This window comes from uncultured Thiothrix sp. (assembly GCF_937876535.1).
In the GTDB taxonomy this organism is placed as follows: Bacteria; Pseudomonadota; Gammaproteobacteria; order Thiotrichales; family Thiotrichaceae; genus Thiolinea.
In genome coordinates this window covers 188,322-211,047 of sequence record NZ_CALFHZ010000019.1, presented here as the reverse complement: position 1 = coordinate 211,047, position 22,726 = coordinate 188,322, and the positions used below count along the sequence as shown (strand labels likewise).

The 22,726-nt window shown below is 43.8% G+C and carries 24 protein-coding genes; 12 read left to right on the top strand and 12 right to left on the bottom strand.

Translation table 11 applies throughout. The features are described from left to right. Nucleotides 1-675, bottom strand: coding sequence for a M50 family metallopeptidase (locus Q0230_RS11550; protein ID WP_298610201.1), 675 nt, complete (start codon nt 673-675; stop codon nt 1-3). Nucleotides 676-857: 182 nt separating this feature from the next. Here Q0230_RS11550 and Q0230_RS11545 point away from each other — a divergent pair, with 182 nt between their 5' ends. From Q0230_RS11545 to Q0230_RS11525, 5 genes are all read left to right on the top strand, one after another. Beyond that, the gene (locus Q0230_RS11545; protein WP_298610199.1) at nt 858-1,277 is read left to right on the top strand and encodes a hypothetical protein; all 420 of its coding nucleotides are present in this window, start codon (nt 858-860) and stop codon (nt 1,275-1,277) included. 29 nt (nt 1,278-1,306) lie between these two features. Further along, the gene (locus tag Q0230_RS11540) at nt 1,307-2,443 is read left to right on the top strand and encodes a PHB depolymerase family esterase (RefSeq protein WP_298610197.1); all 1,137 of its coding nucleotides are present in this window, start codon (nt 1,307-1,309) and stop codon (nt 2,441-2,443) included. A gap of 218 nt (nt 2,444-2,661) precedes the next feature. Next, a complete protein-coding gene (locus Q0230_RS11535; protein ID WP_298610196.1) occupies nt 2,662-3,021 on the top strand; it encodes a lysozyme inhibitor LprI family protein in 360 nt (119 codons plus the stop codon). 165 nt (nt 3,022-3,186) lie between these two features. Next, the gene (locus tag Q0230_RS11530; protein ID WP_298610195.1) at nt 3,187-4,962 is read left to right on the top strand and encodes an N-acetylglutaminylglutamine amidotransferase; all 1,776 of its coding nucleotides are present in this window, start codon (nt 3,187-3,189) and stop codon (nt 4,960-4,962) included. A 273-nt stretch (nt 4,963-5,235) separates the two neighbouring features. Then, nucleotides 5,236-5,952, top strand: a complete 717-nt coding sequence (locus Q0230_RS11525) for a hypothetical protein (protein WP_298610194.1) — start codon at nt 5,236-5,238, stop codon at nt 5,950-5,952. Between the two features lie 116 nt (nt 5,953-6,068). Here Q0230_RS11525 and Q0230_RS11520 read toward each other — a convergent pair whose 3' ends face one another. The 4 genes from Q0230_RS11520 to Q0230_RS11505 all read right to left on the bottom strand — a co-directional run bounded on the left by Q0230_RS11520 (nt 6,069) and on the right by Q0230_RS11505 (nt 9,476). Continuing rightward, nucleotides 6,069-6,521, bottom strand: coding sequence for a DUF3291 domain-containing protein (locus Q0230_RS11520; protein WP_298610193.1), 453 nt, complete (start codon nt 6,519-6,521; stop codon nt 6,069-6,071). After that, nucleotides 6,518-7,324: an AraC family transcriptional regulator gene (locus Q0230_RS11515; protein ID WP_298610192.1), complete on the bottom strand. Its 807-nt coding sequence runs from the start codon at nt 7,322-7,324 to the stop codon at nt 6,518-6,520. The genes Q0230_RS11520 and Q0230_RS11515 overlap by 4 nt, the downstream gene beginning before the upstream one ends. A gap of 126 nt (nt 7,325-7,450) precedes the next feature. Then, a complete protein-coding gene (locus tag Q0230_RS11510; protein WP_298610191.1) occupies nt 7,451-8,251 on the bottom strand; it encodes a TatD family hydrolase in 801 nt (266 codons plus the stop codon). A gap of 316 nt (nt 8,252-8,567) precedes the next feature. Beyond that, nucleotides 8,568-9,476, bottom strand: a complete 909-nt coding sequence (locus Q0230_RS11505; RefSeq protein WP_298610190.1) for a LysR family transcriptional regulator ArgP — start codon at nt 9,474-9,476, stop codon at nt 8,568-8,570. 97 nt (nt 9,477-9,573) lie between these two features. Between Q0230_RS11505 and Q0230_RS11500 the strand changes: the two genes are divergently transcribed. After that, nucleotides 9,574-10,179 (top strand): LysE/ArgO family amino acid transporter, encoded by a 606-nt coding sequence (locus tag Q0230_RS11500; RefSeq protein WP_298610189.1) that lies wholly within the window; start codon nt 9,574-9,576, stop codon nt 10,177-10,179. Nucleotides 10,180-10,341: 162 nt separating this feature from the next. Here the strand turns inward: Q0230_RS11500 and Q0230_RS11495 are convergent, their stop codons facing one another. The 4 genes from Q0230_RS11495 to Q0230_RS11480 all read right to left on the bottom strand — a co-directional run bounded on the left by Q0230_RS11495 (nt 10,342) and on the right by Q0230_RS11480 (nt 14,097). Next, a complete protein-coding gene (locus Q0230_RS11495; protein WP_298610188.1) occupies nt 10,342-10,836 on the bottom strand; it encodes a hypothetical protein in 495 nt (164 codons plus the stop codon). Beyond that, nucleotides 10,826-12,055 carry a hypothetical protein gene (locus Q0230_RS11490; RefSeq protein WP_298610187.1) on the bottom strand — a complete coding sequence of 410 codons (1,230 nt, stop codon included), beginning with the start codon at nt 12,053-12,055 and terminating at the stop codon, nt 10,826-10,828. The genes Q0230_RS11495 and Q0230_RS11490 overlap by 11 nt, the downstream gene beginning before the upstream one ends. Before the next feature lie 864 nt (nt 12,056-12,919). Beyond that, a complete protein-coding gene (locus Q0230_RS11485) occupies nt 12,920-13,060 on the bottom strand; it encodes a hypothetical protein (RefSeq protein WP_298610185.1) in 141 nt (46 codons plus the stop codon). Next, complete coding sequence (locus Q0230_RS11480; protein WP_298610184.1) at nt 13,057-14,097, bottom strand: Mut7-C RNAse domain-containing protein; 1,041 nt, start codon at nt 14,095-14,097, stop codon at nt 13,057-13,059. Before Q0230_RS11480 ends, Q0230_RS11485 begins: the two co-directional genes overlap by 4 nt. Before the next feature lie 316 nt (nt 14,098-14,413). Here Q0230_RS11480 and Q0230_RS11475 point away from each other — a divergent pair, with 316 nt between their 5' ends. From Q0230_RS11475 to Q0230_RS11455, 5 genes are all read left to right on the top strand, one after another. Then, the gene (locus tag Q0230_RS11475) at nt 14,414-15,085 is read left to right on the top strand and encodes a DUF599 family protein (protein ID WP_298610182.1); all 672 of its coding nucleotides are present in this window, start codon (nt 14,414-14,416) and stop codon (nt 15,083-15,085) included. A gap of 104 nt (nt 15,086-15,189) precedes the next feature. Further along, complete coding sequence (gene aspA, locus Q0230_RS11470) at nt 15,190-16,590, top strand: aspartate ammonia-lyase (RefSeq protein WP_298610180.1); 1,401 nt, start codon at nt 15,190-15,192, stop codon at nt 16,588-16,590. Between the two features lie 154 nt (nt 16,591-16,744). Further along, the gene (locus Q0230_RS11465; RefSeq protein ID WP_298610178.1) at nt 16,745-17,107 is read left to right on the top strand and encodes a hypothetical protein; all 363 of its coding nucleotides are present in this window, start codon (nt 16,745-16,747) and stop codon (nt 17,105-17,107) included. A 117-nt stretch (nt 17,108-17,224) separates the two neighbouring features. Further along, nucleotides 17,225-17,554 (top strand): hypothetical protein, encoded by a 330-nt coding sequence (locus Q0230_RS11460; RefSeq protein WP_298610176.1) that lies wholly within the window; start codon nt 17,225-17,227, stop codon nt 17,552-17,554. Nucleotides 17,555-17,687: 133 nt separating this feature from the next. Beyond that, the gene (locus tag Q0230_RS11455; protein WP_298610174.1) at nt 17,688-18,887 is read left to right on the top strand and encodes an MFS transporter; all 1,200 of its coding nucleotides are present in this window, start codon (nt 17,688-17,690) and stop codon (nt 18,885-18,887) included. Here the strand turns inward: Q0230_RS11455 and Q0230_RS11450 are convergent. The 3 genes from Q0230_RS11450 to Q0230_RS11440 form a co-directional block, all read right to left on the bottom strand. Next, complete coding sequence (locus Q0230_RS11450) at nt 18,865-19,641, bottom strand: DNA-binding domain-containing protein (RefSeq protein WP_298610173.1); 777 nt, start codon at nt 19,639-19,641, stop codon at nt 18,865-18,867. The two genes, Q0230_RS11455 and Q0230_RS11450, sit on opposite strands and share 23 nt — an antisense overlap. Beyond that, nucleotides 19,628-20,452: a DUF692 domain-containing protein gene (locus tag Q0230_RS11445; protein WP_298610172.1), complete on the bottom strand. Its 825-nt coding sequence runs from the start codon at nt 20,450-20,452 to the stop codon at nt 19,628-19,630. The genes Q0230_RS11450 and Q0230_RS11445 overlap by 14 nt, the downstream gene beginning before the upstream one ends. An 86-nt stretch (nt 20,453-20,538) precedes the next feature. Continuing rightward, entirely contained in the window at nt 20,539-20,796 is a 258-nt protein-coding gene (locus Q0230_RS11440; protein ID WP_298610170.1) for a DUF2282 domain-containing protein, read from the bottom strand. A 269-nt stretch (nt 20,797-21,065) separates the two neighbouring features. Here Q0230_RS11440 and Q0230_RS11435 point away from each other — a divergent pair, with 269 nt between their 5' ends. Beyond that, on the top strand, nt 21,066-22,697 hold the full coding sequence (locus tag Q0230_RS11435; protein WP_298610168.1) for an acyl-CoA synthetase: 1,632 nt from the start codon (nt 21,066-21,068) through the stop codon (nt 22,695-22,697). Nucleotides 22,698-22,726: the final 29 nt, after the last annotated feature.

The window sequence follows — 22,726 nt, the reverse complement described above, 5'->3', positions numbered from 1 at the left end:
CTAAAACGGGCGCGAGTTAGGATCATCTGAATCGCGCTCAGTCGCTATCGTTTTTTTGTAGGTTTTTTGGCTACTAAATAAACTCACTACAATGCCTAAACCATCATTGGGTGTTTCACCATCCCTTGTGACGACTCCCATCGGGATTAAGTTGATAATCGCACCTGTTAAAGCCGCGTAAGCCAGTGCTTGGCAGAGTAATTTTTTATAATTATCTTCAATCACAAAGAAATTATCCCAGCCCATCAGCAGAATAATGCTAAACGCCAATAGCAGCTCAATACCGGGGCCAGCAAAGTAGGTGAGTGCATGTTTGTAACGCATCCCACGACTATAGACTGGATTAAACTGCACAAAGCCTTCAATTGGAATCAAGCGTAATTCTAAGGGAGCACCAAAGAGTTGCCCTTGATAAATCACCCGCCCAAAACCAATCACCGTGCGTTGTATCTGCCATCCTAAAGCATTCGCTACTACAGCATGTCCGAATTCATGGACTAGGACTAAAGGTAGCCACCACAAAATGAAGAATAAGGCTGCAAGCTTACGTGGCTCGTAGTTAGTGAAAATTTCTAGCAGCATCAAGCCTAAGAACACGGCTGTCAGGCCGTAAATGAATAGGTTTTCACCTAAAGTACTCGGTTTCTTATCATAGTGACGCTGATCTATTTTCATTTTTATTGAATTATTTGCCTGATTAACATCTCTTTAGTATGGCTTAGTCAAGGGAATTTCCCAAATTCCACTGCTTAGAATGCTCATTGAAAGCTTGACAAATTATTCTAAACTTACTATAAACATCCATATGGATGGTAATTGGATTCCATTGGGATGGTAAATTTTAATAGAGATAACAAATGAGTAATGTCACACCACTACGCCCTAAAACTGGCAGCGATACGGAAAAAATTACCATTAATTTGGGATATGTCGATCTTGGGCAGATTGATTTGTTGGTGCAGGAAGGTTTTTACTCGAATCGCAGCGATTTCATACGGACTGCCATTCGTAACCAACTCACTAACCATGCCCAAGTGGTGCAACAAACCGTGGTGCGTAAGACCTTAGAACTAGGTTTGCGGCATTACAGCAAGCAAGATTTAGAAGCGGTTAAAGCCGCCGGAGAAAAATTAAATATTCAGGTAGTCGGACTAGCCACGATTGCTAGCGATGTGACACCTGAACTCGCGCTAGAGACGATAGAAGCCATTACCGTACTTGGTGCTTTGCAAGCCAGCTCAGAGGTAAAAGCCGCATTAGCTGGACGTATTCACTAAGGCGTTTAAGATTATTCAGGAGATTCGTCATGAAAGCTCGTTTTTTGAATTCTATGCAAGAAGCATTAGGGCTAGTACGCTCAGGTCAATTACAGCAAGCTACCCAATTAATTCACCAATCATTACGGCGTGATTTACGCCAAGGAGGTCGTGCAGCGAATGAAACGAATGATAATGTTATTGAAGCTCAATTCGTCCGTAAATCTAATCAGCCAGCCAGTGAGCCATTAAAACCGGCTGAAACAGCTCAGATTGCGGAGTCCTTTGAACAAGTAGCTAAGCCCAGTTTTGGGCAAGAAGCGCAGTTTTTAACGCGCAACTTTAGCAATGAACACGGTTCACGCGATTATAAGCTTTATATTCCAAGTAGCTATACTGATCAGCCTTTGCCCTTGGTAGTGATGCTGCATGGCTGTACACAAAATGCGGAAGATTTTGCTTTAGGTACAGCGATGAATCAGTTTGCCGAGCAGTATGGTGTGTTGGTGGCTTATCCCACTCAAGCCAAATCAGCCAATTCAAAAGGCTGCTGGAATTGGTACAAAGTGAAGAATCAGCAAGCTGATCGGGGCGAACCAGCCTTGATTGCGGGTTTGACGCGCGCCATTATGCAAAATCACCATGTGGACTCTAAGCGAGTTTATGTGGCTGGTTTATCCGCTGGTGGTGCGATGGCGGTAATTATGGGCGCGACTTATCCTGACTTATATGCTGCGGTGGGTGTACATTCGGGCTTGGCAGCAGGCAGTGCGACTAATGTGATTGCAGCGCTGGCTGCGATGCGTCAAGGTAGTCGGAGCATCCAAGCCACTGGGCAATACCCATCTTTTGTGCCCACAATTGTCTTTCATGGTGACCAAGATCCTATCGTCAATCTGAAGAATGCCGAACAAGTATTTGCCCAAGCTAAACAACGCTTAGAAGCCAGTAATGATACTTACTTCAATACTGAACAAGTGACAGTGAATCCTGCAGGTAGCCGTGCCTATACGCGCACCCAAATGAAGGATGAAAACGGTCAAACACAAATTGACTACTGGCTAGTACATGGCGCAGGGCACGCATGGTCTGGCGGTGAAGTACGTGGTAGCTATGTTGATCCTACGGGGCCGAAAGCTTCTGAGGAAATTTTAGGCTTTTTCTTAAAACATAGCCAAATCAGTTAAGATTTTATCAATTCACTTAGCTAGCCCCATTCCATTTTATTAGGGCTAGCAATGTCACAATTACTAAGCTCAAGTAGATTCTCAGCCTGTAACTTTAGTTGTCTTACTATAACTGAGTGTCAATTGCCCGAAAATCATGAATTTCTCATAATGCCCAAGCATGGAGGCAAAATTCTCAGCAGCTTCCTGCTCTATCCATACTTAGGAGTTGGGACAACATGAGAGTATCTTTAGCAATAACCGTACTATTACTTAGCATTAGTTATTCTACAGTGGCCAAGGATGTTGATTGCAGTCAGATTAAAGTTTTAAATTCTGCTGAAGCAATTGCTTGCTCGAAAAAGACCTATGCAGAAATGAATGCCTTGTATGAACAGTTATTCAAGCGTTTTAAAGGAGTAACCCCAGATATTTCCGAGGATTTTAAAAAGTCACAAAAAGACTGGTTGGTTTTTCGAAGCTCGTATTGCAATTTTGTTTTCAACTTAAAACCAGCCACTAATCAAGCAGATAATACCTTAAATACTTGTTTTACCATGACTAATCTAGAGCGTTTGAGTCAGTTCAAAGACTTCTAAAATCCTAGACTTATAATGACTCACTCTACATAGGTTATGTGCAGTGGTAAGACTCCTGAGTCTAACTAGCTCTTACCGTTGCCTATCCTCCTAAACCTTAGTGTTTTCGCCTTCGCGCCTAGAATATGGCAGACTATTTCCAGTAAAAATCAATAAGGAAACTCCATGTGCGGAATCAGCGGCGAATTACGGTTGGATGGTCACATTCCTGACCTGCGCAATATTAATGCCATGATGGCGAAGCTCGAAAAGCGTGGCCCCGATCACGGCGGCAGCTATTCGGATGGTCCCTTGGCATTTGGACATCGGCGTTTGGCAATTATTGATTTGTCCTATAAATCTAGCCAGCCGATGGTCGATGCTGAGCTAGGTCTTGCGCTGGTGTTTAATGGCACGATTTATAACTACCCCGAATTACGCGCGGAACTCAAAGCCAAGGGTTATCATTTTTATTCGGACGGTGATACCGAAACCATCCTCAAAGCCTATGCTGAATGGGGCGAGGATGCGCCTAAGCATTTAAACGGTATGTTTGCCTTCGCCATTTGGGACATGAAGCAAAAGACCCTGTTTCTGGCGCGCGACCGCATGGGGATTAAGCCTTTGTACTACACACAGGACGCGAAATCTTTCCGCTTTGCCTCTAATACTCAAGCGCTGCTCGCCACCCCGCATATTGATACTAGCCTTGACCCACTGGCGCTCCATAATTTGTTTACGTTGCACGCCGTTGTGCCTGCGCCGCGTACTGTGTTAAATGGCATCCGCAAAATGCCGCCTGCGCATTCGCTCACTATTCACGCCGATGGTCGCCAAACCTTAAAACGCTATTGGAATTTAGTAGCTAAACGTCCGGCTGAGCCGCGCACTGAGCAAGAATGGATTGAGGCAATTCACGAAGCCTTACGCGTGGCCGTGCGGCGGCGGAATAATATTGCTGATGTGCCCGTTGGCGTGTTGCTGTCGGGTGGTTTGGACTCCAGTTTATTGGTCGCGCTATTGGATGAAATCGGCATCAAAGACATTCGCACCTTTACGATTGGTTTTGACGACCAGCCTGAGGAAAAAGGCAGCGAATATGAATATTCCGATGCGGTGGTGGAGCGCTTTAAACCCAATCACCACAAATTCCATATTCCGAATGAGCAAACTTTAAAACGCTTGCCTGAAGCGGTAGCGAATATGGCCGAACCCATGTTTGGGCAAGATGCAATTGGCTTTTATTTGCTCTCCGAACAAGTTTCCCAACATGTCAAAGTGGTGCAATCAGGGCAAGGTGCGGATGAGGTGTTTGGTGGTTATTTCTGGTATCCGCAAACCCACGCTGACCAAAATCCTGACCGTTTAGCACGCTTCTCCCCATACTATTTCGACCGTGATCACGCTGAAATGGCGCAAATGCTGCAGCCGACACTCCACACACCCGACTATACCGGCGAATTAGTGCGCGAACTCTTAGAAACACCCTATGCCGACGAACATTTAGACGCAGTATTACGTGCTGATGTAACCACTTTCATCGTTGATGATCCGGTCAAACGCGTGGACAATATGACGATGGCCTGGGGCTTGGAAGCGCGCGTGCCATTTTTAGACCAAGAGCTGGTCGAACTGGCAGCACAAATGCCTCCCGAATTAAAACTACGCGATGGCGGCAAATATGTGTTAAAGAAAATTGCACGCGGACGGGTACCCGATAGCGTGATTGACCGCCCTAAAGGTTATTTCCCTGTGCCAGCTTTGAAGTTCGTGCGTGGTGAGTTTCTCGACATGATGCGTGACATCTTGCACTCACAAAAAGCCAAAGAACGTGGCTTATACAACCCCGCTTATATAGAAAAGGTATTGAGCAAACCGGAAGAGCATTTGACACGGATTCAGGGGAGCAAGTTGTGGCATATGGCGTTGTTGGAGATGTGGTTGGGCTTGCAAGGTTTATAAGTTACAGGATTTAGTCAGTTAAGATGTTGGCTTGGGATAATACCCGCACTGACTAGTGCTTTTACAAAAGCATTAGGGCTTGAGCATTTTTCACTGTCTTAGACAGCAAGTTAAATGGTAGATTATTGTTATGGATTAGTAAGATAGATCAGGGCGTTGCGTCTATATGCTTAATTCACAATATCGGGTCAGGTCTCTTTTACCACTTTTTTGAATAGCACTATCTTAGTTTTAATTTTTAAAAAGCAAATTTAGGTGCTGTAAGGATTAAATATGTTTGAAAATATAATGAATTACCTAGGGCATGTGAATATGTCCGATTTACCCACTATCCTATCAGTAATTATCTTATCATCCCTGCTGTCACTAGATAATAGTTTAGTTGTCGCTGCGATTGCAAATAAACTACCTGAACATCAAGAAAATAAGGCAATTATTTTTGGTTTGTCAGCAGGGATTGTATTTCGATTACTAGCCTTATTTGTAGTCGGCTTTATTGTTAAATACCCGATTGTGAAAGTGATTGGCGGTGTATATCTGGTTTACATTGCTTACAAGCATTTTTTTGTGGACAGTGACGAAACTATCCATCACGCCAAAGAGTCTTTGATCTCTGCCATCATTGCCATTACGCTTGCCGATATGGCGTTTAGTGTTGACAATGTGGTTGCAACCGTTGCCATGTCACCCAAACTGATGGTGGTGTTAATTGGTACCATAGTTGGCGGTATTGCCATGATTTTTACCACCGAGTTAGTTTTGGTTTTACTTAAACGCTATCATTTACTTGAGTCATGTGCCTATGCGATTGTAGCTTTTGTCGGTGGAGTTATTCTTCTTGAGGAGTTTCCTGCTCTATTCAAACTAGGCTTTGAAATTCATGTACCGGACTTGCTGAAGTTTGGTGTGGTCATTTGCGCAACGGTAGGTACTATTCTTTATGAAGAGTTCAGACATCGAAAAAATAATGTAGAACATTTAAAAAATTAAAAATCATGCGTATTTTTAAGTGCTTTATTTAAAATATTTATCCAGTCTAATTATTTATATCAAGGGTTTAGAAGTTTAAATAAAAACTTGCCTGTAATTAACTTACAGGCAGGTTTTTATACGGGTAGACCGTCAGCGGAAAATAGGGTTTTAAAAGTAAATGCTTCCACAGTTGCCCCGTGTTTATGTAGTAGTTCTAAACGCTGTTTCGCCTCATCAACACTCGGTTGATGCCCTTCTGGAATCCACCACAACACCATATAGGCTTCTGTCATACGTGCAAACCATTCACGGCGACGACTCATAATAGGTGCATGTGCGCTTCGATACACAAATTGATGGAGTGCCTCTACATTCTGCCAGACCGATAAATTAACGATCACATCCTCACCAAAGGGACGCAACGCGGTGGCATCACCTGCTGGAGTTTGTAACCGCCACACAAAGCCGCTTGATTGTTCAGCTAAAGCATTAATACGATCCAAATTATCCACAAAATCTTTTAGCTGTGGTGACTCCAAAGGGGTTAAGAGTTGAGCAATATTGAGTTGTGCTAATTGATAGTTCATAGGTTTTCAGCCTTGAGAAAATGTTGTTGATAAGCTTTAGGGGTGAGTGCTAAGCGTCGTTTGAAATGGCGTTGGAAATGAGCTTGGTCAGCAAAACCTAGCTCTAGTGCGATTTCACTTAAGCTTGCACCTTGACGTAGTAAGGATTTGGCTTGTTGGATGCGCCGATCCAATTGAAACGCATGCGGGGGGAGGCCATAGGCTTTCTTAAAATGACGGACTAATTGATAAGCCGTCAAACCCGCTAGTTCGCTTAATTCTTGCAACCTGAATGCTGCTTGGGCTTGTTCCTGTAACAAGTCTTTGACCCGTCGCAAGCCAGCTAATTCAATGACTTGAGCAGTTTGTGTCGGCTGTTTCCATAAAGCGGCACAGTAAGTTATTAATTGCGACTCAATGACTAACGTAGGTTCATCGTCAACTAGGCCATTGAATAATGCATTAAAGGCAAGTGTTAGTTCAGGTTCTCGCCAATAGGCTTGAGCAAAACGTAAGGACTGGGTGGTTTCTGCGCATAGCTCGTTTAAATAAGCGGCTTCAATAAATAGCATCCGATACGACCAGTGCATAGAACTGGGATTACAAGCATGTACTTCGTCTGCATTGATTGCTACTAGATCGCCAACTTGAATCACATGTGATACTTGCCCTGACTGATAAATGGCTTGACCTTCGTCAATTAGCCCCAATGAGTATTCCGTGTGAGTGTGCAAATCATAACAAGTCGAAGTGCGCCCATTGCGCCTTAGCTCAATCTGCGGAATTGAGACTGAGCGCTTCAACCATACAGAAGGCTGCTGCATGTAAACTCCAAAAACAGTTTTGCCTAAGCTTTGAGGTGTAAGGTAAGTGCTGACTAGTTTACTGAGCAAATTTGGCAAAGGATTGAATGAAATTGCGTTCAGAGCTTTGTTTTGAAGCTTAAGTTTCTAGCCCCAAAACACCCGCACACTATTCTGATAAACCTGCGGTAATAAAGCCTCCACCTCCAGACCCTTTACCTTCGCTACTTGTGCCGCAATAAACGGCAAATACTTCGGTTCATTCTTCTGCCCACGATAGGGAATAGGGGTTAAGTAGGGTGCATCGGTTTCAAATAAAATCTGCTCGACTGGGGTTAAACCAATAATCTCGCGCACATTCTCAGCCGGTTTGAAGGTGCTAATCCCATTGAAGCCTAAGCAGAAACCTTCACCTAAACAGTATTCCGCCAAAGCTTGGCCGGAAGTGAAGCTATGAATTACGCCACGCTGTTTCATTAAGCCGACAAAGTTTTTGAGAATTGCTTGAGTATCTTCATCAGCTTCACGGGTATGAATCACTACTGGCCTATTCAAATCGATGGCGATTTGTAATTGGCTTTCAAACACCTGGCGCTGCACGGCACGATCAGAATGATCGTAGTAATAATCTAAGCCAATTTCGCCAATCGCGAGCATTTTTGGGTGTTGGGCATTGGCTCGAATTTGCGCATCGACGGCGGGTGAATAATCTTTTGCATCGTGTGGATGAATGCCTTGCGTACCCCAGACTTGTTCGTGATTTTGTGCCAGTTGCATCACTGCTTCGAGATTATCGGGTGAAACACCAATGGTAATGATGCGTTCGACATTCACGGCTTTGGCTGCATTTAAAGCACCCTCCAAAGCAGCACCTTCAAGGTAATCCAAGTGGCAGTGAGTTTCGATAATCGGGTGATTAAAGATGGGGATTTCAGGTTTTTTTGACATCTTATGTTATTCATTCGCGTAAAAGTACGCGGCACATTGTAAAGCTTCAGCTGCAGATGGCAAATAAGTACCTTAAGGTCAGCCTAGTTAATTTCTGTGCAACAACTGGGTATGCTGCTAGGTTTTATCTCAAGCTACAGAAAACCTTTTACAGCAGCGCGAATGACAGTATGACCACCATGATTCATTATCCAACTTTGCCAAGCGTTATTTTGTGTTTTTAACAGGACTGCGGGTGGTGTATTGGGGACGTGATGGCGAAAGTCATACCGAATATTTCCCTGATTAACTTTCTCCAAATCGCTGAGAGCAATGGCTAAACTAGCGACTGCTCAAGGTGATGCGCCGCCAAAGCACCGGCTTGAATCGCTTGAGTGAGGCTGCGCGTGAGTTCAGTTTCCAAACCCCATTGGTGCCAGTAGAGTGGAATATCCAGTGGATAATCCGGCGTGAGTTTGAGCAATTGACCTGTCGCTAAAGATGGCTTAATTTGCGTTTCCGGCGCTAACCCAAAGCCCATCCCTAATTCAATCCAGCGCACAAAACTTTCTGCAGAAGGCATGATGTGTTGGGCGAAAGTATCGCCATCTAGATTAAAATAAGTACGCAAATAAGTATGTTGTAAATCGTCTTTGTGGTTGAAGCGTACCATTGGCGCAGCGCTGAAGCTTTCCGGCGTGACACCATGAGCAAAGTAGCGCGCCTGAAAACTAGGGCTTACCAAGCAGTGATAACGCACCTTGCCCAAAGGCAGGCAGCGGCAACCTTGATTCACTGTAGCGCGTGCACTAATGCAGGCCAGCACTTCACCCTGTTGTAATAAATGATGGGTCTGTTCTTGATCATCGACACGTACTTGCAGAATCACTTGCTGCTGCAAACACCACGGCGCTAGGCAATCCAATAACCATGTCGCGAGGGTATCCGCATTCACCGCAATCGCTAGTGGAAACCAAGCCTGCGTCTGCTTAGGTGCTAATTCTTGCTGCAATAAATAATCCAACTGGCTGAGTTGCTGGCCGTATTTTAATAAAGCCGTGCCGGCTTGTGTGGGGCGTAAGGGTGGGGTACGAATGATTAAACGTTGCCCCAAATGCTCTTCCAATAATTTCAAGCGCTGGGAAATCGCAGAGGGTGTAATGCACAATTGGCTAGCCGCTTTATCAAAACTGCCCTGCTGCAAAATAGTGAGAAATGCCGCTAAGCCTTTCGGGTCAAGTATCATGCTTAAGTAAAATTAACGAATGTTTAAAAGGTTTAAATTTACTTAATTTGGATCGCCTTGCATAGTAGCTACAGTTAATTCAGCAACGGATAGAGCAATGATAACGGCAGTATTAAAAGGTTTTGGCATGGGGGCGGGCTTGATTGTAGCGATTGGCGCACAGAATGCTTTCGTATTGAGTAGTTCCTTGCGCAATCAGCATGTAGTTGTTGTTGCTGCTTTATGTATTTTGATTGATGCAGCCTTGATTGTGGCTGGTGTATGGGGTTTGGGGGCTTTGATTCAACAGTTTCCTGCTTTATTAGAAATAGCCACTTGGGGAGGGGCATTATTTCTATGCGTGTATGGTTTTTTGGCGTTCCGGCGTGCTTGGCATCCGAGTCAATTGCATGCGAATAGTAGTACCGCACCGACCATAAAAGCTGCAGTCCTCACCACTTTAGCTTTGAGCTTGCTGAACCCACATGTGTATTTAGATACAGTAATTTTACTTGGTAGCATTGGCGGGCAACTCCCCAAACCACAGCCTGCATGGTTTGCACTCGGGGCGGCTTTAGCTTCCTTAACTTGGTTTAGTTTATTGGCCTGGGGTGGAAGACGCTTAGCGCCTTGGTTTGCGAATCCACATAGCTGGCGGGTGTTGGATCTGCTAGTAGGGGTGACTATGTGGGTGATTGCATTGAGCTTGTTGCTCAATGCTTAACACTTGTAATACTGTAAGAGTTATTTCAGTTTGTTAAGCTATGGGTTTTAGTTGTGTGGAGGCTGAAAAATAGGGCAATCCGTTTGTGTGTCCACAGCTAAACAGGAAAAAATCTGCCAATAGGGTAGGTACTTTAGGTTACTAGTAAAAGTTAAGGTTAATTTATTGTTTTTTTATTTTCGGCCAACGATAAGCCTCAACAATCGCATCGCATTTACCATGCACCTGTTGCCACAACTTAGCTTTATCTATTTGTAATTCTGATAGTTTCGGCTCTAAATTACTACACTCCATGATTTTCTTCTTTAGCTCACTGCTGCCCTTTTTAACGGAAAAACCTAGATAAATACATTTTACACATGCCCTTTCTAACTCATCTTCAAGATGTTTTACCTGTAAGTAGATTTTAAAAGTGACCTTTGAGTTTTTCAACGTGTCAATGTTATCACTAAATCTTTGAAATTCAGTTAAATTATCTGATTTATCAGTATCTACGTAAAACCACAAATCTGCCTTTCGCCCTAATGATGGTAAAAGCTTGATAATATCTTTTTGCCATATATTAAAGGGTTTGAACTCCCCGATAATATTCAAGGCCTTAAGAACCTTTTTTTCAGTTGCTCCTTCTCCAAGTAGAACTACTTTGTTATTCCGCATACACAATCTCGTCAATCAAGCTAGTATCAGGGCAAGTTCCAAATATATCATTTTTAACATATTGACTTACTTTGCGGTCGTTCTTTTTAAAGACAGTTTCCGGCTGAACCGCTTCTACTAAGAAATTATCATTACGCTTTAAAAATAAATGACTATGAATAGGTATTTCCATTTCCAATAAGTCTGCATTATGGGTTGTGTAAAATAATTGTGACGTTTTACCTAATTTCTGAATCATAACATTGAGCATTGCAGTTTCTAATTGTGTATGGACATGAGCCATGCGCTCATCTAAAAATAGAGTAGCTGATGCATCATGCTTTTTAAAATGAATAATAGTCTCAATAAAGTCAATAATGCTTAGGGCTTCAAATGTACCTTTTGATAGTCGCTTATAACCATCAGGATTTGTAAACTTTCCTGAGTCCAATGTGATGTGATTTCCATTGCTAAACTCAATTTTATAGGCTTGTGTTTTAGGAGCTTCATTACTCTTATTTTGCTCCTCACGTGCTACTAACTCTTTGATTCCAAGAATAGTTGGATCGAATGCTTTTAAAATCTTACTTGCTATATCTAAATCAACGAACTCCAAGTCAGCTAATCTTTTATCAGTTGGCTCAGATGTCTCATAAAAAATATACTTCCATAGTAATTGATTAATAGAAATATCACCACCTTCAGGCCATATTTTATTGTTTAAATATTTAGTTAAATTAATTTCTGGCGACTTCTCTAAAGACTCAAAGTTACAATCAGCTTTAGCTAATCTATTTCTAGCAATAATTGGGGTATCACTCTCTCTGATATTGATAACACGGTGCTCTATTCTAATAAGTTCTGTGCCTAGCTCTTTGTCTATTTGATTTTCTGATAATCGAAAGCCGAGAATAGCTTCGTGGAAAGTTCTATTTCTTGGAATAAGAAATTCGAGCCTCAAAGTAGCATCCACTTTTGGATCCCGAACTTTAATATAAGACATACCATTGTTTCGCCCAGCAATAAAATTTGTTGCGGCACACAATAACTTACCCAGTGAGGTTTTCCCTGTAGCATTGCCACCAGAAATTATGCAGACTCTTTTAACTTTGAATCTTGGTGCAAAACTCAAATACTCATGTTCAATAGTGGTGAACTTTAACGGTCTTGGATAGGTTAGATCAACTGTAAAATCCTCAAAACTATATAAGTTCTGAAAAGAAAATCCCGTAATTAACATAACGCACCTTTTGGATTTAAGTTCCGATTTCTGGAAATTATAGCAAAAAATTGGAAAAATGTCACTTGTCTAGTGCATTCTCCAACAAAAAGCAGATTAAAGGTCTATTTTTAATAAATTTATTAGATGCTTAAATAACCATTAACATCAATCTTATAAAGCTTAGGAGTATACTTAAGCTCGGCCGGTTACCCTAGTTTGAGTCTACAGAGCATGACTGCCTCCCTTAAGCATCCGCCATACCACTACTTCACAACCTCAAGCTAGTCCTATCCTAGATCATTGCACTTGCCGATCTGAGTCGCTTTCCATTTACATCCGCCGCGACATTTCGTTAATCGATATTTTTGTCGCTGCATGTACCTTGGCAGTGACCAGTTAGTGCCGCCAGCTGATAGCTCAGTACCTTGCAACGCTGCTTTAATTAATCCTTCAAACATCAACATTACCAAAACCAGTTATCCCGTTGGTGGTAATCTCGCCTACAAGCGCCTTAAGCTGGAGGAATACTCTTCCTAACCTCAGAATCAATTTTATCAGTGATCGTCTTTGCCCGAATCAGCAAGGCTTTTTCTTTCTCCGTTGATCCTTAGTTGGGGTTGGATAGAAATAGGGAGAATTGGCTAGCTCGAAGAAAATCACCATCCATAATCAGTAATCTCACGCCCGTATTCGTTAGGGAGCGATATGAGCTAAGATCATCAGCGCAACCCCTTCAGTGCCAAGATGCTGGGTAGCCTGTATCGTCGACTAGTTAATAACTTGAAATGGAATCGGTGGATTTTGTTGCATAGTTAGCTCTTATTTATCTTAAAAGTCGCAAGCATAATGGGACTGAGTGCTAGAGTTCTACTAGGCCTACAGCTAACTAAACGCTAGAAAAGGTGAGGCATGCAAATTACCGCACTCGTCAAAAAAAGGCTCTTTTAAACAACGTTCAGTCGTCTCTAGAAGTAAACGATCCTGTGCTATGCGTGCTTGTTTAGAAGTCATCGTGTTGATCATACGGCCTCCAACATGCTATCTAAAGCTGCTTGGACGCGTTCATAATGAGAGCCTTGCCAATAAACTTGGCGACATTGGGTACATTGCGTAAATTGCTCATGTAGGGCTAAAACTTTGGCGGGGACTTGTGCTGCAATTAAAGCTTTCTGCACGGGCTCAATGGCTGCATTGCATTTTACACAGCGTTTTCCTAGTTCAATACTCTGCTGCAATTGATAGGTATTAATAATTTCTTGCCATTGAGCTAAAACCTCAGTATGGCGTATCCAATGTCCATAACGGACTACACTCCGCTTGAGAGCACCCAAATCACGGGTCAAAAAGACCCGGTTTTCTTCAGCAGAAATCTGTGCTAAGCGCTCATCGCCTTGATCGGTGGTGCTATACCAGCAATCAAAATTGCATAAGCGCAAATACCGTGCCAAACCGCCTAAATGCACGTCTAACACAAAACGCGGCTTAGTCCCTGCATATAACGGGTAGAAAGGTGCAGCCTGTGGATAGCCAAAAACTTGTAACTGATCTTGATGATTAAGGGTGTAATCCAAGTTAACTAACTGATCATTTGCCAGAATGGTGGCAACTTCTACATGGGGTACGCCAAGTGCTTCAATGACATTTTTAATTGAAGGTTTATCATCGAAAGGATAATGAATTTGCGGCTCAGCGACAAAATCTAAACAAGCTCCAAAAAAGGTAAATTGGCAGGTATACAGGGGCGCATGGCTTGCGGGGTAATAGCGCAAAATATGCCCCCAAATCTGCAAGACTAACACTTTCGTTTGCAATTGATTCAGGTGGCTAATTTGTGCCAAACGTTGTACCCAATAAGGTAGCCACGCTTGAATTTGTGGTGCAGTTAACTCAACACTAGCTTGAATAAGGCTGGTGTTATGGTAGTGATGATGATGTTTAAACCCATATAACTGAGCTAAGTAGTCTAGTGCTTGGGTATGCTTTAGCGGGGGGCGTGACCAATGTTTAACAAGTAATTTGGCTTGCTTCTTAAATAGCGAGTGAGAGATGAGTAAGGTCATAAATTCAATCTTCAGGTTACAAGGTACTACCCGCCCACTCTGAGTACAAACACCTGTTGATTGAGTTAAAACCAGTTAACACGCTTCTTGAGACGACCTCTTTTCTTGTGGGCAGAAGGGTTAGAAGCAACCCCAATACTTTAAGGCTAGAGGATTCGGAGTCAGTTGTCTAGTGTTGCGGAGCGACGGCTGATTTTGAAGTATGAAGGTCAGTATTTCTTGTCCAAGCTAACCCTACAACACTGGCTTTTAGCTGCGAGAATGTCAAACTAACCTGCTAGTTAATTGAAGTCATTGTGATTGGAAAGGTTAAGCTATGCATTTGACAAACCTGGAATGGGTTTCTTTGCTGTGGTTTTTGGGCAGTTGGATTGGCTATGGGCGCTATTCAGGTTTGAAATCTACTCATGGCCAGCGTTTGCAGGATGCCTTGCAAATGTATATCCGCCGCTGGATAGCTCAAGTGGGGCAGCGAGATAATCGCATCGTTGATACCTCGATTATTGCCAATATTGAGCGCAATGCCACTTTCATGGCTTCCAGTAGTTTGCTGATTATTGCTGGTTTAGTCACAGCCATTGGCTCGACCGAAAAATCGTTGTCCTTATTTACTCAATTGCCCTTTGTACGCTTTGATCCGCAAACTTGGGAAGTCGGTTTGATTTGTTTGACGCTGGCGTTTGCTTATGCGTTTTTCACTTTCACTTGGTGTATTCGACAGTGGACCTTTGCTTCGATCTTAATTGGCAGCGTACCGAATGCCAATCAGCCGCATGATGAGCGCTTAGAGCAATCTTTGGGGCAAGTGATTAGTTTAGCGGTTTATCATTTTAATATGGGGTTGCGGGCTTATTATTTTAGTGTGGCTTTGTTGACTTGGTTTATTCATCCCTTGGTGTTTATGCTGGCAACTACTTGGATTGTGTTGGTATTGTATCGACGTGAATTTCATTCCCGAACTTTAAAAGCACTAGCCGCAGGTTTGTGAACTTTGCATTACTAAGTTGTTAAAAGTGCAGATATACACTTAAATTTCTGAGTCATTCAGCCATAATGCACAGCTCGTATAAACTAAAAGCATGAGCAAACAACATGAGCACCACTCGTATTGAACACGATCTACTCGGCGATAAAGCCGTGCCCGCGGATGCCTATTATGGCGTGCATACTTTACGTGCCGTCGAAAATTTTCCAATCACTGGCGTACCGATTTCGATCTACCCTGACCTAATTTTGGCACTCGCCCATATCAAGCATGCGGCGGCTTTGACTAATCATGACCTTGGCTTATTAGATGAGACCAAAACCACGGCTATTGCTAAAGCTTGTGAGCAAATCTATGCAGGCCGTTGCCATGATCAATTCGTGGTGGATGTGATTCAAGGTGGAGCAGGGACGTCCACCAATATGAATGCAAATGAAGTAATTGCCAATTTAGCGCTGGAAGTTTTAGGACAGCCTAAGGGCGCTTACCATGTATTGCATCCGAATCAGCATGTGAATATGAGCCAGTCCACCAATGACGTTTATCCGAGTGCTTTGAAAGTTGCGGGCTATTTTGGGGTGCTGAAATTATTAGATGCGATGGCTGTCTTGCGTCAATCGTTTGAGAATAAAGCCGAAGAATTTAAAGATGTCCTGAAAATGGGGCGCACTCAGTTGCAAGATGCTGTACCGATGACTTTAGGGCAAGAATTTAGCACTTATGCAGTGATGATTGGAGAAGATGAACAGCGCTTGAGTGAGGCGTTAAATTTAATTACTGAAATCAACTTGGGCGCGACGGCGATAGGTACAGGCATTAATACGTCACCGGCTTATGCGGCTTTAGTCTGTAAGCATTTGCGTGAATTAACTGGGATTCCATTAGCTACTGCACCGAATCTGATTGAGGCCACACAAGATTGCGGCAGCTTTGTGCAATTGTCAGGCGTGTTGAAGCGCATTGCTGTGAAGCTGTCTAAAGTCTGTAATGACTTACGTCTACTCTCCAGTGGCCCACGGGCTGGTCTTGGGGAAATCAATCTACCCCCGATGCAAGCCGGCTCTTCGATTATGCCAGGTAAAGTGAATCCGGTAATTCCGGAGGTGATGAATCAAGTCGCCTTTGAGGTGATTGGTAATGATGTAACGGTCACTTTCGCGGCGGAAGCAGGGCAATTACAGCTCAATGCCTTCGAGCCAATCATTGCGCATAGCCTCTACAAAAGCGTGAATCATCTACACAATGCCTGTTTAACGCTAGCGCATAAATGCGTGGATGGCATTACAGCGAACCGCGAGCATTTGCGCCGCACAGTGGAAAATTCGATTGGTATTGTCACCGCACTGAATCCGTATATTGGTTATACCAATGCGACGGAAATTGCCCAAGAAGCTTTGGTCACGGGTGGCAGTGTGTATGATTTAGTGCTGCAAAAAGGTCTGTTATCGAAAGAAAAATTGGATGATATTTTACGGCCTGAAGTATTGACGCAGCCGCGGTTGGTTTAGAGGGTTAGAAGTAGCTGGGGAATTGTCTCCAGCCACTTTTTCAGTTGTGAACTTAGTTAGAACCTACACAAATTATACAAGATCTTGCTTAATCGCTTGTTTGGTACTAAATTGGCATCTGAAAGACCTTCTTTCACTGACGCAAGGCAGTATCATGAAGTTTCAATATTTAGCTCCTTGGGCAGCTTTTGGTTTCCTATTAATCTCTTCTCCAAGCAGTTACTCAGCACCTTTACCTTATGGCGAAGTGACCTGTAAGCAGGGTTATGTGTGGCGTGAAGCTCATACCACCGATTATGTGTGCGTCACGCCAGCAGTACGTGCTCAAACCAAAGCGGATAATCAACAAGCGAATAATCGCCGTAGCCCCACAGGTGGCCCTTATGGGCGGGATACTTGTAAATCGGGCTATGTTTGGCGTGATGCTTTTCAGGGTGATCATGTTTGCGTAGTCCCAGAAACACGCTCCCAAGCAGCTGATGATAATGCGCATGCTGAAGAGCGCTTTGTACGTTGATTTTAAATTAGTTTCATACCACTAAGCGGGAACTGATTTCATTTAAAACTATCTATGCTTCTATCAACCCTTAGCAGCCAAGTCGTTTTAGCTAGACTGCTAATCTTAGGAGCAAATATGTCTAAAGTATTAAGTTTAAGCCTGTTTGTGGTCATCACTTTATTGACGCAATCAGCCCAAGCGATTGTACGACCGATGACACCTGCTGAACGCCAGTGCGCTATTAAAGTAGATGAGCAGCTCAAACAGCGTTATGGCAAAGAGGCACATTTACAGTTTTCGCAATTTAAAGAGCAGGCTAATCATAAAGTTTTAGGTCACGGTCAATTAGTCAATGAGACTAAGACTTTAGGGGAGCTAAAGTTTACTTGCCTAATTGATCCGCAAACCGAAACCATTAAACGGGTGATTTATCGGAAGTTGATTAAGCCCAAGCCAACTCACTAGTTCAAATTAAGCATAAAGGCTTAGGCAAAAGTTTGTCTCTAACTGCATCTAGTAAATTAAGTTTAATGAAGTTCTAACTTAAGCCTCGTTATAGTGAGCCGCATTGATAATCTTTAAGTGCGGTTCACTAGCCATGTCTACCACTGTCCAAACTACTTTGCCGCGTACTGTCTGGATTCTAGGCTTAGTTAGCCTATTCATGGATATGTCTTCAGAGTTTATCCATGCGATCTTACCGATTTATCTCACTACTACCTTGGGCTTAACGGTGCTGACAGTAGGCATTATCGAAGGTATTGCTGAAGCCACCGCTTCAATAATGAAAGTATTTTCAGGGGTAATTTCGGATCAGTTTCAAAAACGTAAAGCTTTGATCCTTGCAGGTTACAGCTTAGGTGCTGTAACTAAACCGATCTTCCCGCTGGCGGATTCAGTGTTTGCAGTGATTGCAGCGCGCTTTATTGATCGGGTGGGCAAGGGCATTCGTGGTGCACCGCGTGATGCCTTGGTAGCGGATGTCACACCTGCGCCTTTAATGAACGCTGCTTATGGGTTACGCCAGTCGCTCGATACGGTAGGGGCTTTTGCGGGGCCACTACTAGCGATTTTGATGCTTTATTTCTATGCACACGACTTGCGCTTAGTGATGTGGGTCGCGGTGATTCCAGCAGCGATTTGTGTAGCGTTAATTATCTGGGGGATTCAAGAACCGGCGCAGTGGAGTGCTACTAAGACTAAGCCGCGCTTACATTGGGCAGATGCAAAATTATTACCACCTACTTATTGGTGGGTAATTGCACTTACCGCAGTGATGACTTTAGCGCGCATGGCTGATGCTTTATTGGTGTTACGGGCGCAAGAAAATCAGCTAGGGATCGTATGGATTCCACTGGTTTTGGTTTTATATAGTGCTGTGTATGCTTTGAGTGCTTATCCGGCAGGGCTATTAAGTAATCGCTTGGGGCAAACTGGTTTATTAGCAGCAGGCTTATTGTGTTTGACGCTAGCGCAAGTTTTGCTAGCACTGACCTCAACAACCACTTGGTTATTTTGGCTGGGCATTGGCTTGTGGGGCTTACATATGGGGTTAAGCCAAGGGATTTTATCCGCCAAAATTGCACAGCTTGCGCCAACTCAGTTACGCGGTACTTCCTTTGGTGTATTTCATTTGACGACAGGCCTGATGCAACTGGTTGCGGGCGCAGGTTTTGGTTGGCTTTGGTATCAGTATTCAGCCGCTACCGCTTTTGCAGTAGCTAGTCTGGTGTCCATTAGTAGTTTGTTGCTTTTAGCTTTAAGTCACCAGCAGCTTAAGCCGGTGGCGTCGTCGTGAAGCTATAAATCCAGCCTTCTTGCATGGCTACACTAAATAGCCAAGGGAGTTGATCAGCGAATTGTTCAGCGAGTTCACCCATGCTGAGCTGTTGCTGGATAGCTTGCAGAAAAGCCCAATCATCAGTGCTTAAAGTTGTTTGATGTAAGCGACGTTGCTCACGGAAAAGCAGGACTTGTTGCGCTTCTTGTAGGTCAATCTTTTCAAACTGAGGCTTTTCCGGATACTCCTCTTGATGCGCTAACCAGATAGAGTGAATCGACGTATTAGAGCTAATTAAATGCGCTGAAGCAGGTAATTGGAAACGTAATTCGGCTTGCTGTGCTTCGCTCAAACCTTCTAACTGCGCAAAATCACTTGCTACTTGATTGACGGTATGCCAAGCGGCATGTCTGGCCCATTCGAGTTTAGCGACTTCTACAATCCAGAGCATCTCCTGTAGTGCTGGATGCTCTGCCAAATGGTTGACAAAGCCTGCACCATAGTCAGCTAAAAAGGGACTAGTGGGCGGGGCTTGATCAATAAAGTTATGGGCGGTACGACCAAAGAATTCAGTGCCTACTAATTCGAAGCAGACTGGATAGAGCGATTCTAAGCAGTCGAGCAGAATCCCATGCGCACTATTACGATAAATTCCTACTCGCTGTTCGCTGCTGAGGCTACCTTGGGCTTTGACCCGTTTAGCAGCTTCAGCTAATTGGTCGCGTTGGAATAGAGCGCTAATTAAGCTGTGTTGAAGTTCAAGCAAAGGCATGAATATGTGCCTCCGTGGCTTTATGAGCTTCCGCTAATAACTCTTCTAAGCTTGGAATATTGTTATCCCATTCAATTAAGGTGGGCAGTGCACCAAAGCGTTGTAAGGCTAATTTATATAAACCCCACACGGAATCGCTCACCGGATGTCCATGCGTGTCTAATAAATGCGTACCCTTATCTTCATAACCGGCTAGGTGAAATTGCTGAACGCGCTCAATCGGAATCGAATCCAGATAACGGCATGGATCGAAATCGTGATTGAAGGCACTGACATAAATGTTGTTTACATCGAGCAAAAGCTTGCAGTCTGCTTCTTCAGCGACCGCGGTAATAAACTCCCATTCAGTGAGTGCAGACTCCTGGTATTGTAAATAACTGGAGACATTTTCAATCACTAAGCGCCGCTCTAAACGGTCTTGGGCTTCACGAATGCGTTGGACGACATGCTTAATGGTTTCTTCGGTATAGGGTAAGGGTAATAAATCATGCGATACCCAACCATGTGCAGAAGTCCAGCATAAATGATCAGAAATCCAAGCAGGATGGAGCTGATCGGCTAAGGCTTTTAGGCGCTGAAAATACTCATCATTAAATGGCTCAGTAGCACCCAGTGACATACCCACGCCATGTAGTGTCACAGGATAGTGCTGCGCAATTTCAATGGCATAGTCTTGTTGGACGCTACCGGGAGTTAGATAATTATCAGAAAGAATTTCTAGCCAAGGAATCGGCGGCTTGTCAGCAAGGATTTGATCGATATGCTGAAAGCGTAAACCAATGCCACAACCAAGAATGGGGTTTGGAGTCATAGCACATTGGGCAAATTAAAAAAAAGAAGTATGCAGAAAAAAAGCGAGATAAGCACCGATTACTTATCTCGCAACCTGGAGAAACTTTACTCTTTAACTACAGTGCCGCCAGCGATTTTCTCGCAAGTACCTTTAGGTACAGTGATCCATTCGCCTGCCACACTATCTTTAGCCGCTTTGCCTGCACAACTATGGCCATTTGCCGCACAATCATTCATACCGGCTTTTACGATACCCGTGCACTTTTCAGTTTCGACTTTTTTGTCTTCTGCAGTCGCCACACTCAAAGCAGCGCTTAAGCCAATTGCCATTAAAGTAGCGGTAATGATTTGTTTGTTTTGCATGGTATATATCCTCATTCGTATTTAAAAATTAGAGCTTAGATGGATGTGAAGGTTCTTGCTATTAGTACTGATAACACTGCTATATACGTAAGGCGGTTTGAATTAGATGCAACTCATCTTCCCGTTCTTAAAAAAATAGTAAAGCGATTGTAAATGGCGATTGTAAATGGTAATTTTCTTCGCCTATGTCTTACTATTTAGAAGTGCTATTGTTTAGTAGCTAAAAGAAATGAATCAGGAATTTTAATCGGACAGGAGGAGTCTTAGCGATGTCTGATCGGAATATTTATGAGCAAGGTTTAGAGCAAGTAGCGGCGAATTATGAGCCTTTGAGTCCTTTAACCTTCTTAGAGCGTGCAGCTTCTGTACATCCTAATAAAACAGCTGTGGTGCATGGTGCAGTACGCCGTACTTGGGCAGAAACCTATAGCCGTTGCCGACAATTAGCCAGTGCTTTGCAGCAAAAAGGCATTGGGGTGGGTGATACCGTCGCTATTATGTGCCCGAATTTGCCTGAGCATTTCGAAGCGCATTTTGGCGTGCCAATGGCCGGTGCTGTGCTGAACTCCATCAATACGCGCTTAGATGCACCTGCAGTCGCTTTCATTCTCGAGCATGGCGAAGCCAAGATTCTGATTACTGAGCGTGAGATGTCGCCGATTGTGAAAGAAGCGCTCAAATTAGTCGCGAACCCACCCTTAGTCATTGACATTGATGATCCTTCTTTTGTCGGTGGCGAGCTGTTAGGTTCGATCACTTACGAAGATTTTATTGCTAAGGGTGATCCAGAGTTCATCTGGCAAGGCCCTGAAAATGAATGGAATGCGATTACTCTCAATTATACCTCGGGTACAACCGGTAACCCTAAAGGGGTGGTTTACCATCATCGGGGTGCTTATCTGAATGCAGTCAGCAATGCACTTTCATGGGGGATGCCCAGTCGTTCAGTGTATTTGTGGACGCTGCCCATGTTCCATTGCAATGGCTGGTGCTTCCCGTGGACAGTCGCTGCGGTGACTGGGGTGAATGTCTGTTTGCGCCATGTAAGGGCAGATAAAATCGTTGAGCTGATTAAGCAAGAAAAGGTCGATCATTTCTGCGGTGCGCCGATTGTTCTCAGTATGATCAGTGGCTTACCAGCTGAACAAAAAGCAGGGATTGAACACACGGTTAAAGTCATGACCGCTGGTGCTCCACCCCCCGCAGCGGTAATTCAAAGCATGGAAGAAATGGGCTTCGATGTCATTCACGTGTATGGACTGACTGAAACTTATGGCCCTTGCGTCGTTTCTGAGTGGAATGATGAATGGGATGATCGCTCAGTAGAGCAGAAAGCCCGCCTCAAAGCGCGTCAAGGTGTGCGTGCACCGATGCAAGAAGGCTTGATGGTGGCTGATGCCGAAACCTTAGAGCCAGTACCTAAGGATGGTGAAACCTTAGGTGAGGTTTTCATGCGCGGCAATATCATTATGAAAGGCTATTTGAAAAATCCGCCGACTACGGAAGAGTCGTTTGCGGGTGGCTGGTTCCATTCGGGTGACTTAGCAGTGTGGCATGCGGATGGCTATATCGAGATTAAGGATCGCTCCAAGGATATTATTATTTCAGGAGGCGAAAATATTTCTTCTATTGAAGTAGAAGACGTTTTATATAAGCATCCCAAAATCCAAGATGTTGCCGTCGTCGCTAAGCATGATGAAAAATGGGGCGAAGTGCCTTGCGCTTTCATTCGTTTGGTGAGTGATGCCGTCATGACTGAGCAAGAAGTCATCGATTATTGTCGGGAAAATATGGCACGCTTCAAAATTCCGAAGAAAGTTATCTTCGTAGATTTACCACGCACCTCGACGGGCAAGGTACAAAAGTTTATCCTCCGAAAATGGGCTGATGAAGCTAAATAAGTCGCATCCCAAAGACCAGCTCTCTAAAA

What these genes read in the sequence shown, in the direction of transcription:
- Q0230_RS11550 (WP_298610201.1), bottom strand. Translation starts at nt 675, where the DNA reads ATGAAAATAGATCAGCGTCACTATGATAAGAAACCGAGTACTTTAGGT.
- Q0230_RS11545 (WP_298610199.1), top strand. Translation starts at nt 858, where the DNA reads ATGAGTAATGTCACACCACTACGCCCTAAAACTGGCAGCGATACGGAA.
- Q0230_RS11540 (WP_298610197.1), top strand. Translation starts at nt 1,307, where the DNA reads ATGAAAGCTCGTTTTTTGAATTCTATGCAAGAAGCATTAGGGCTAGTA.
- Q0230_RS11535 (WP_298610196.1), top strand. Translation starts at nt 2,662, where the DNA reads ATGAGAGTATCTTTAGCAATAACCGTACTATTACTTAGCATTAGTTAT.
- Q0230_RS11530 (WP_298610195.1), top strand. Translation starts at nt 3,187, where the DNA reads ATGTGCGGAATCAGCGGCGAATTACGGTTGGATGGTCACATTCCTGAC.
- Q0230_RS11525 (WP_298610194.1), top strand. Translation starts at nt 5,236, where the DNA reads ATGTTTGAAAATATAATGAATTACCTAGGGCATGTGAATATGTCCGAT.
- Q0230_RS11520 (WP_298610193.1), bottom strand. Translation starts at nt 6,521, where the DNA reads ATGAACTATCAATTAGCACAACTCAATATTGCTCAACTCTTAACCCCT.
- Q0230_RS11515 (WP_298610192.1), bottom strand. Translation starts at nt 7,324, where the DNA reads ATGCAGCAGCCTTCTGTATGGTTGAAGCGCTCAGTCTCAATTCCGCAG.
- Q0230_RS11510 (WP_298610191.1), bottom strand. Translation starts at nt 8,251, where the DNA reads ATGTCAAAAAAACCTGAAATCCCCATCTTTAATCACCCGATTATCGAA.
- Q0230_RS11505 (WP_298610190.1), bottom strand. Translation starts at nt 9,476, where the DNA reads ATGATACTTGACCCGAAAGGCTTAGCGGCATTTCTCACTATTTTGCAG.
- Q0230_RS11500 (WP_298610189.1), top strand. Translation starts at nt 9,574, where the DNA reads ATGATAACGGCAGTATTAAAAGGTTTTGGCATGGGGGCGGGCTTGATT.
- Q0230_RS11495 (WP_298610188.1), bottom strand. Translation starts at nt 10,836, where the DNA reads ATGCGGAATAACAAAGTAGTTCTACTTGGAGAAGGAGCAACTGAAAAA.
- Q0230_RS11490 (WP_298610187.1), bottom strand. Translation starts at nt 12,055, where the DNA reads ATGTTAATTACGGGATTTTCTTTTCAGAACTTATATAGTTTTGAGGAT.
- Q0230_RS11485 (WP_298610185.1), bottom strand. Translation starts at nt 13,060, where the DNA reads ATGATCAACACGATGACTTCTAAACAAGCACGCATAGCACAGGATCGT.
- Q0230_RS11480 (WP_298610184.1), bottom strand. Translation starts at nt 14,097, where the DNA reads ATGACCTTACTCATCTCTCACTCGCTATTTAAGAAGCAAGCCAAATTA.
- Q0230_RS11475 (WP_298610182.1), top strand. Translation starts at nt 14,414, where the DNA reads ATGCATTTGACAAACCTGGAATGGGTTTCTTTGCTGTGGTTTTTGGGC.
- aspA (WP_298610180.1), top strand. Translation starts at nt 15,190, where the DNA reads ATGAGCACCACTCGTATTGAACACGATCTACTCGGCGATAAAGCCGTG.
- Q0230_RS11465 (WP_298610178.1), top strand. Translation starts at nt 16,745, where the DNA reads ATGAAGTTTCAATATTTAGCTCCTTGGGCAGCTTTTGGTTTCCTATTA.
- Q0230_RS11460 (WP_298610176.1), top strand. Translation starts at nt 17,225, where the DNA reads ATGTCTAAAGTATTAAGTTTAAGCCTGTTTGTGGTCATCACTTTATTG.
- Q0230_RS11455 (WP_298610174.1), top strand. Translation starts at nt 17,688, where the DNA reads ATGTCTACCACTGTCCAAACTACTTTGCCGCGTACTGTCTGGATTCTA.
- Q0230_RS11450 (WP_298610173.1), bottom strand. Translation starts at nt 19,641, where the DNA reads ATGCCTTTGCTTGAACTTCAACACAGCTTAATTAGCGCTCTATTCCAA.
- Q0230_RS11445 (WP_298610172.1), bottom strand. Translation starts at nt 20,452, where the DNA reads ATGACTCCAAACCCCATTCTTGGTTGTGGCATTGGTTTACGCTTTCAG.
- Q0230_RS11440 (WP_298610170.1), bottom strand. Translation starts at nt 20,796, where the DNA reads ATGCAAAACAAACAAATCATTACCGCTACTTTAATGGCAATTGGCTTA.
- Q0230_RS11435 (WP_298610168.1), top strand. Translation starts at nt 21,066, where the DNA reads ATGTCTGATCGGAATATTTATGAGCAAGGTTTAGAGCAAGTAGCGGCG.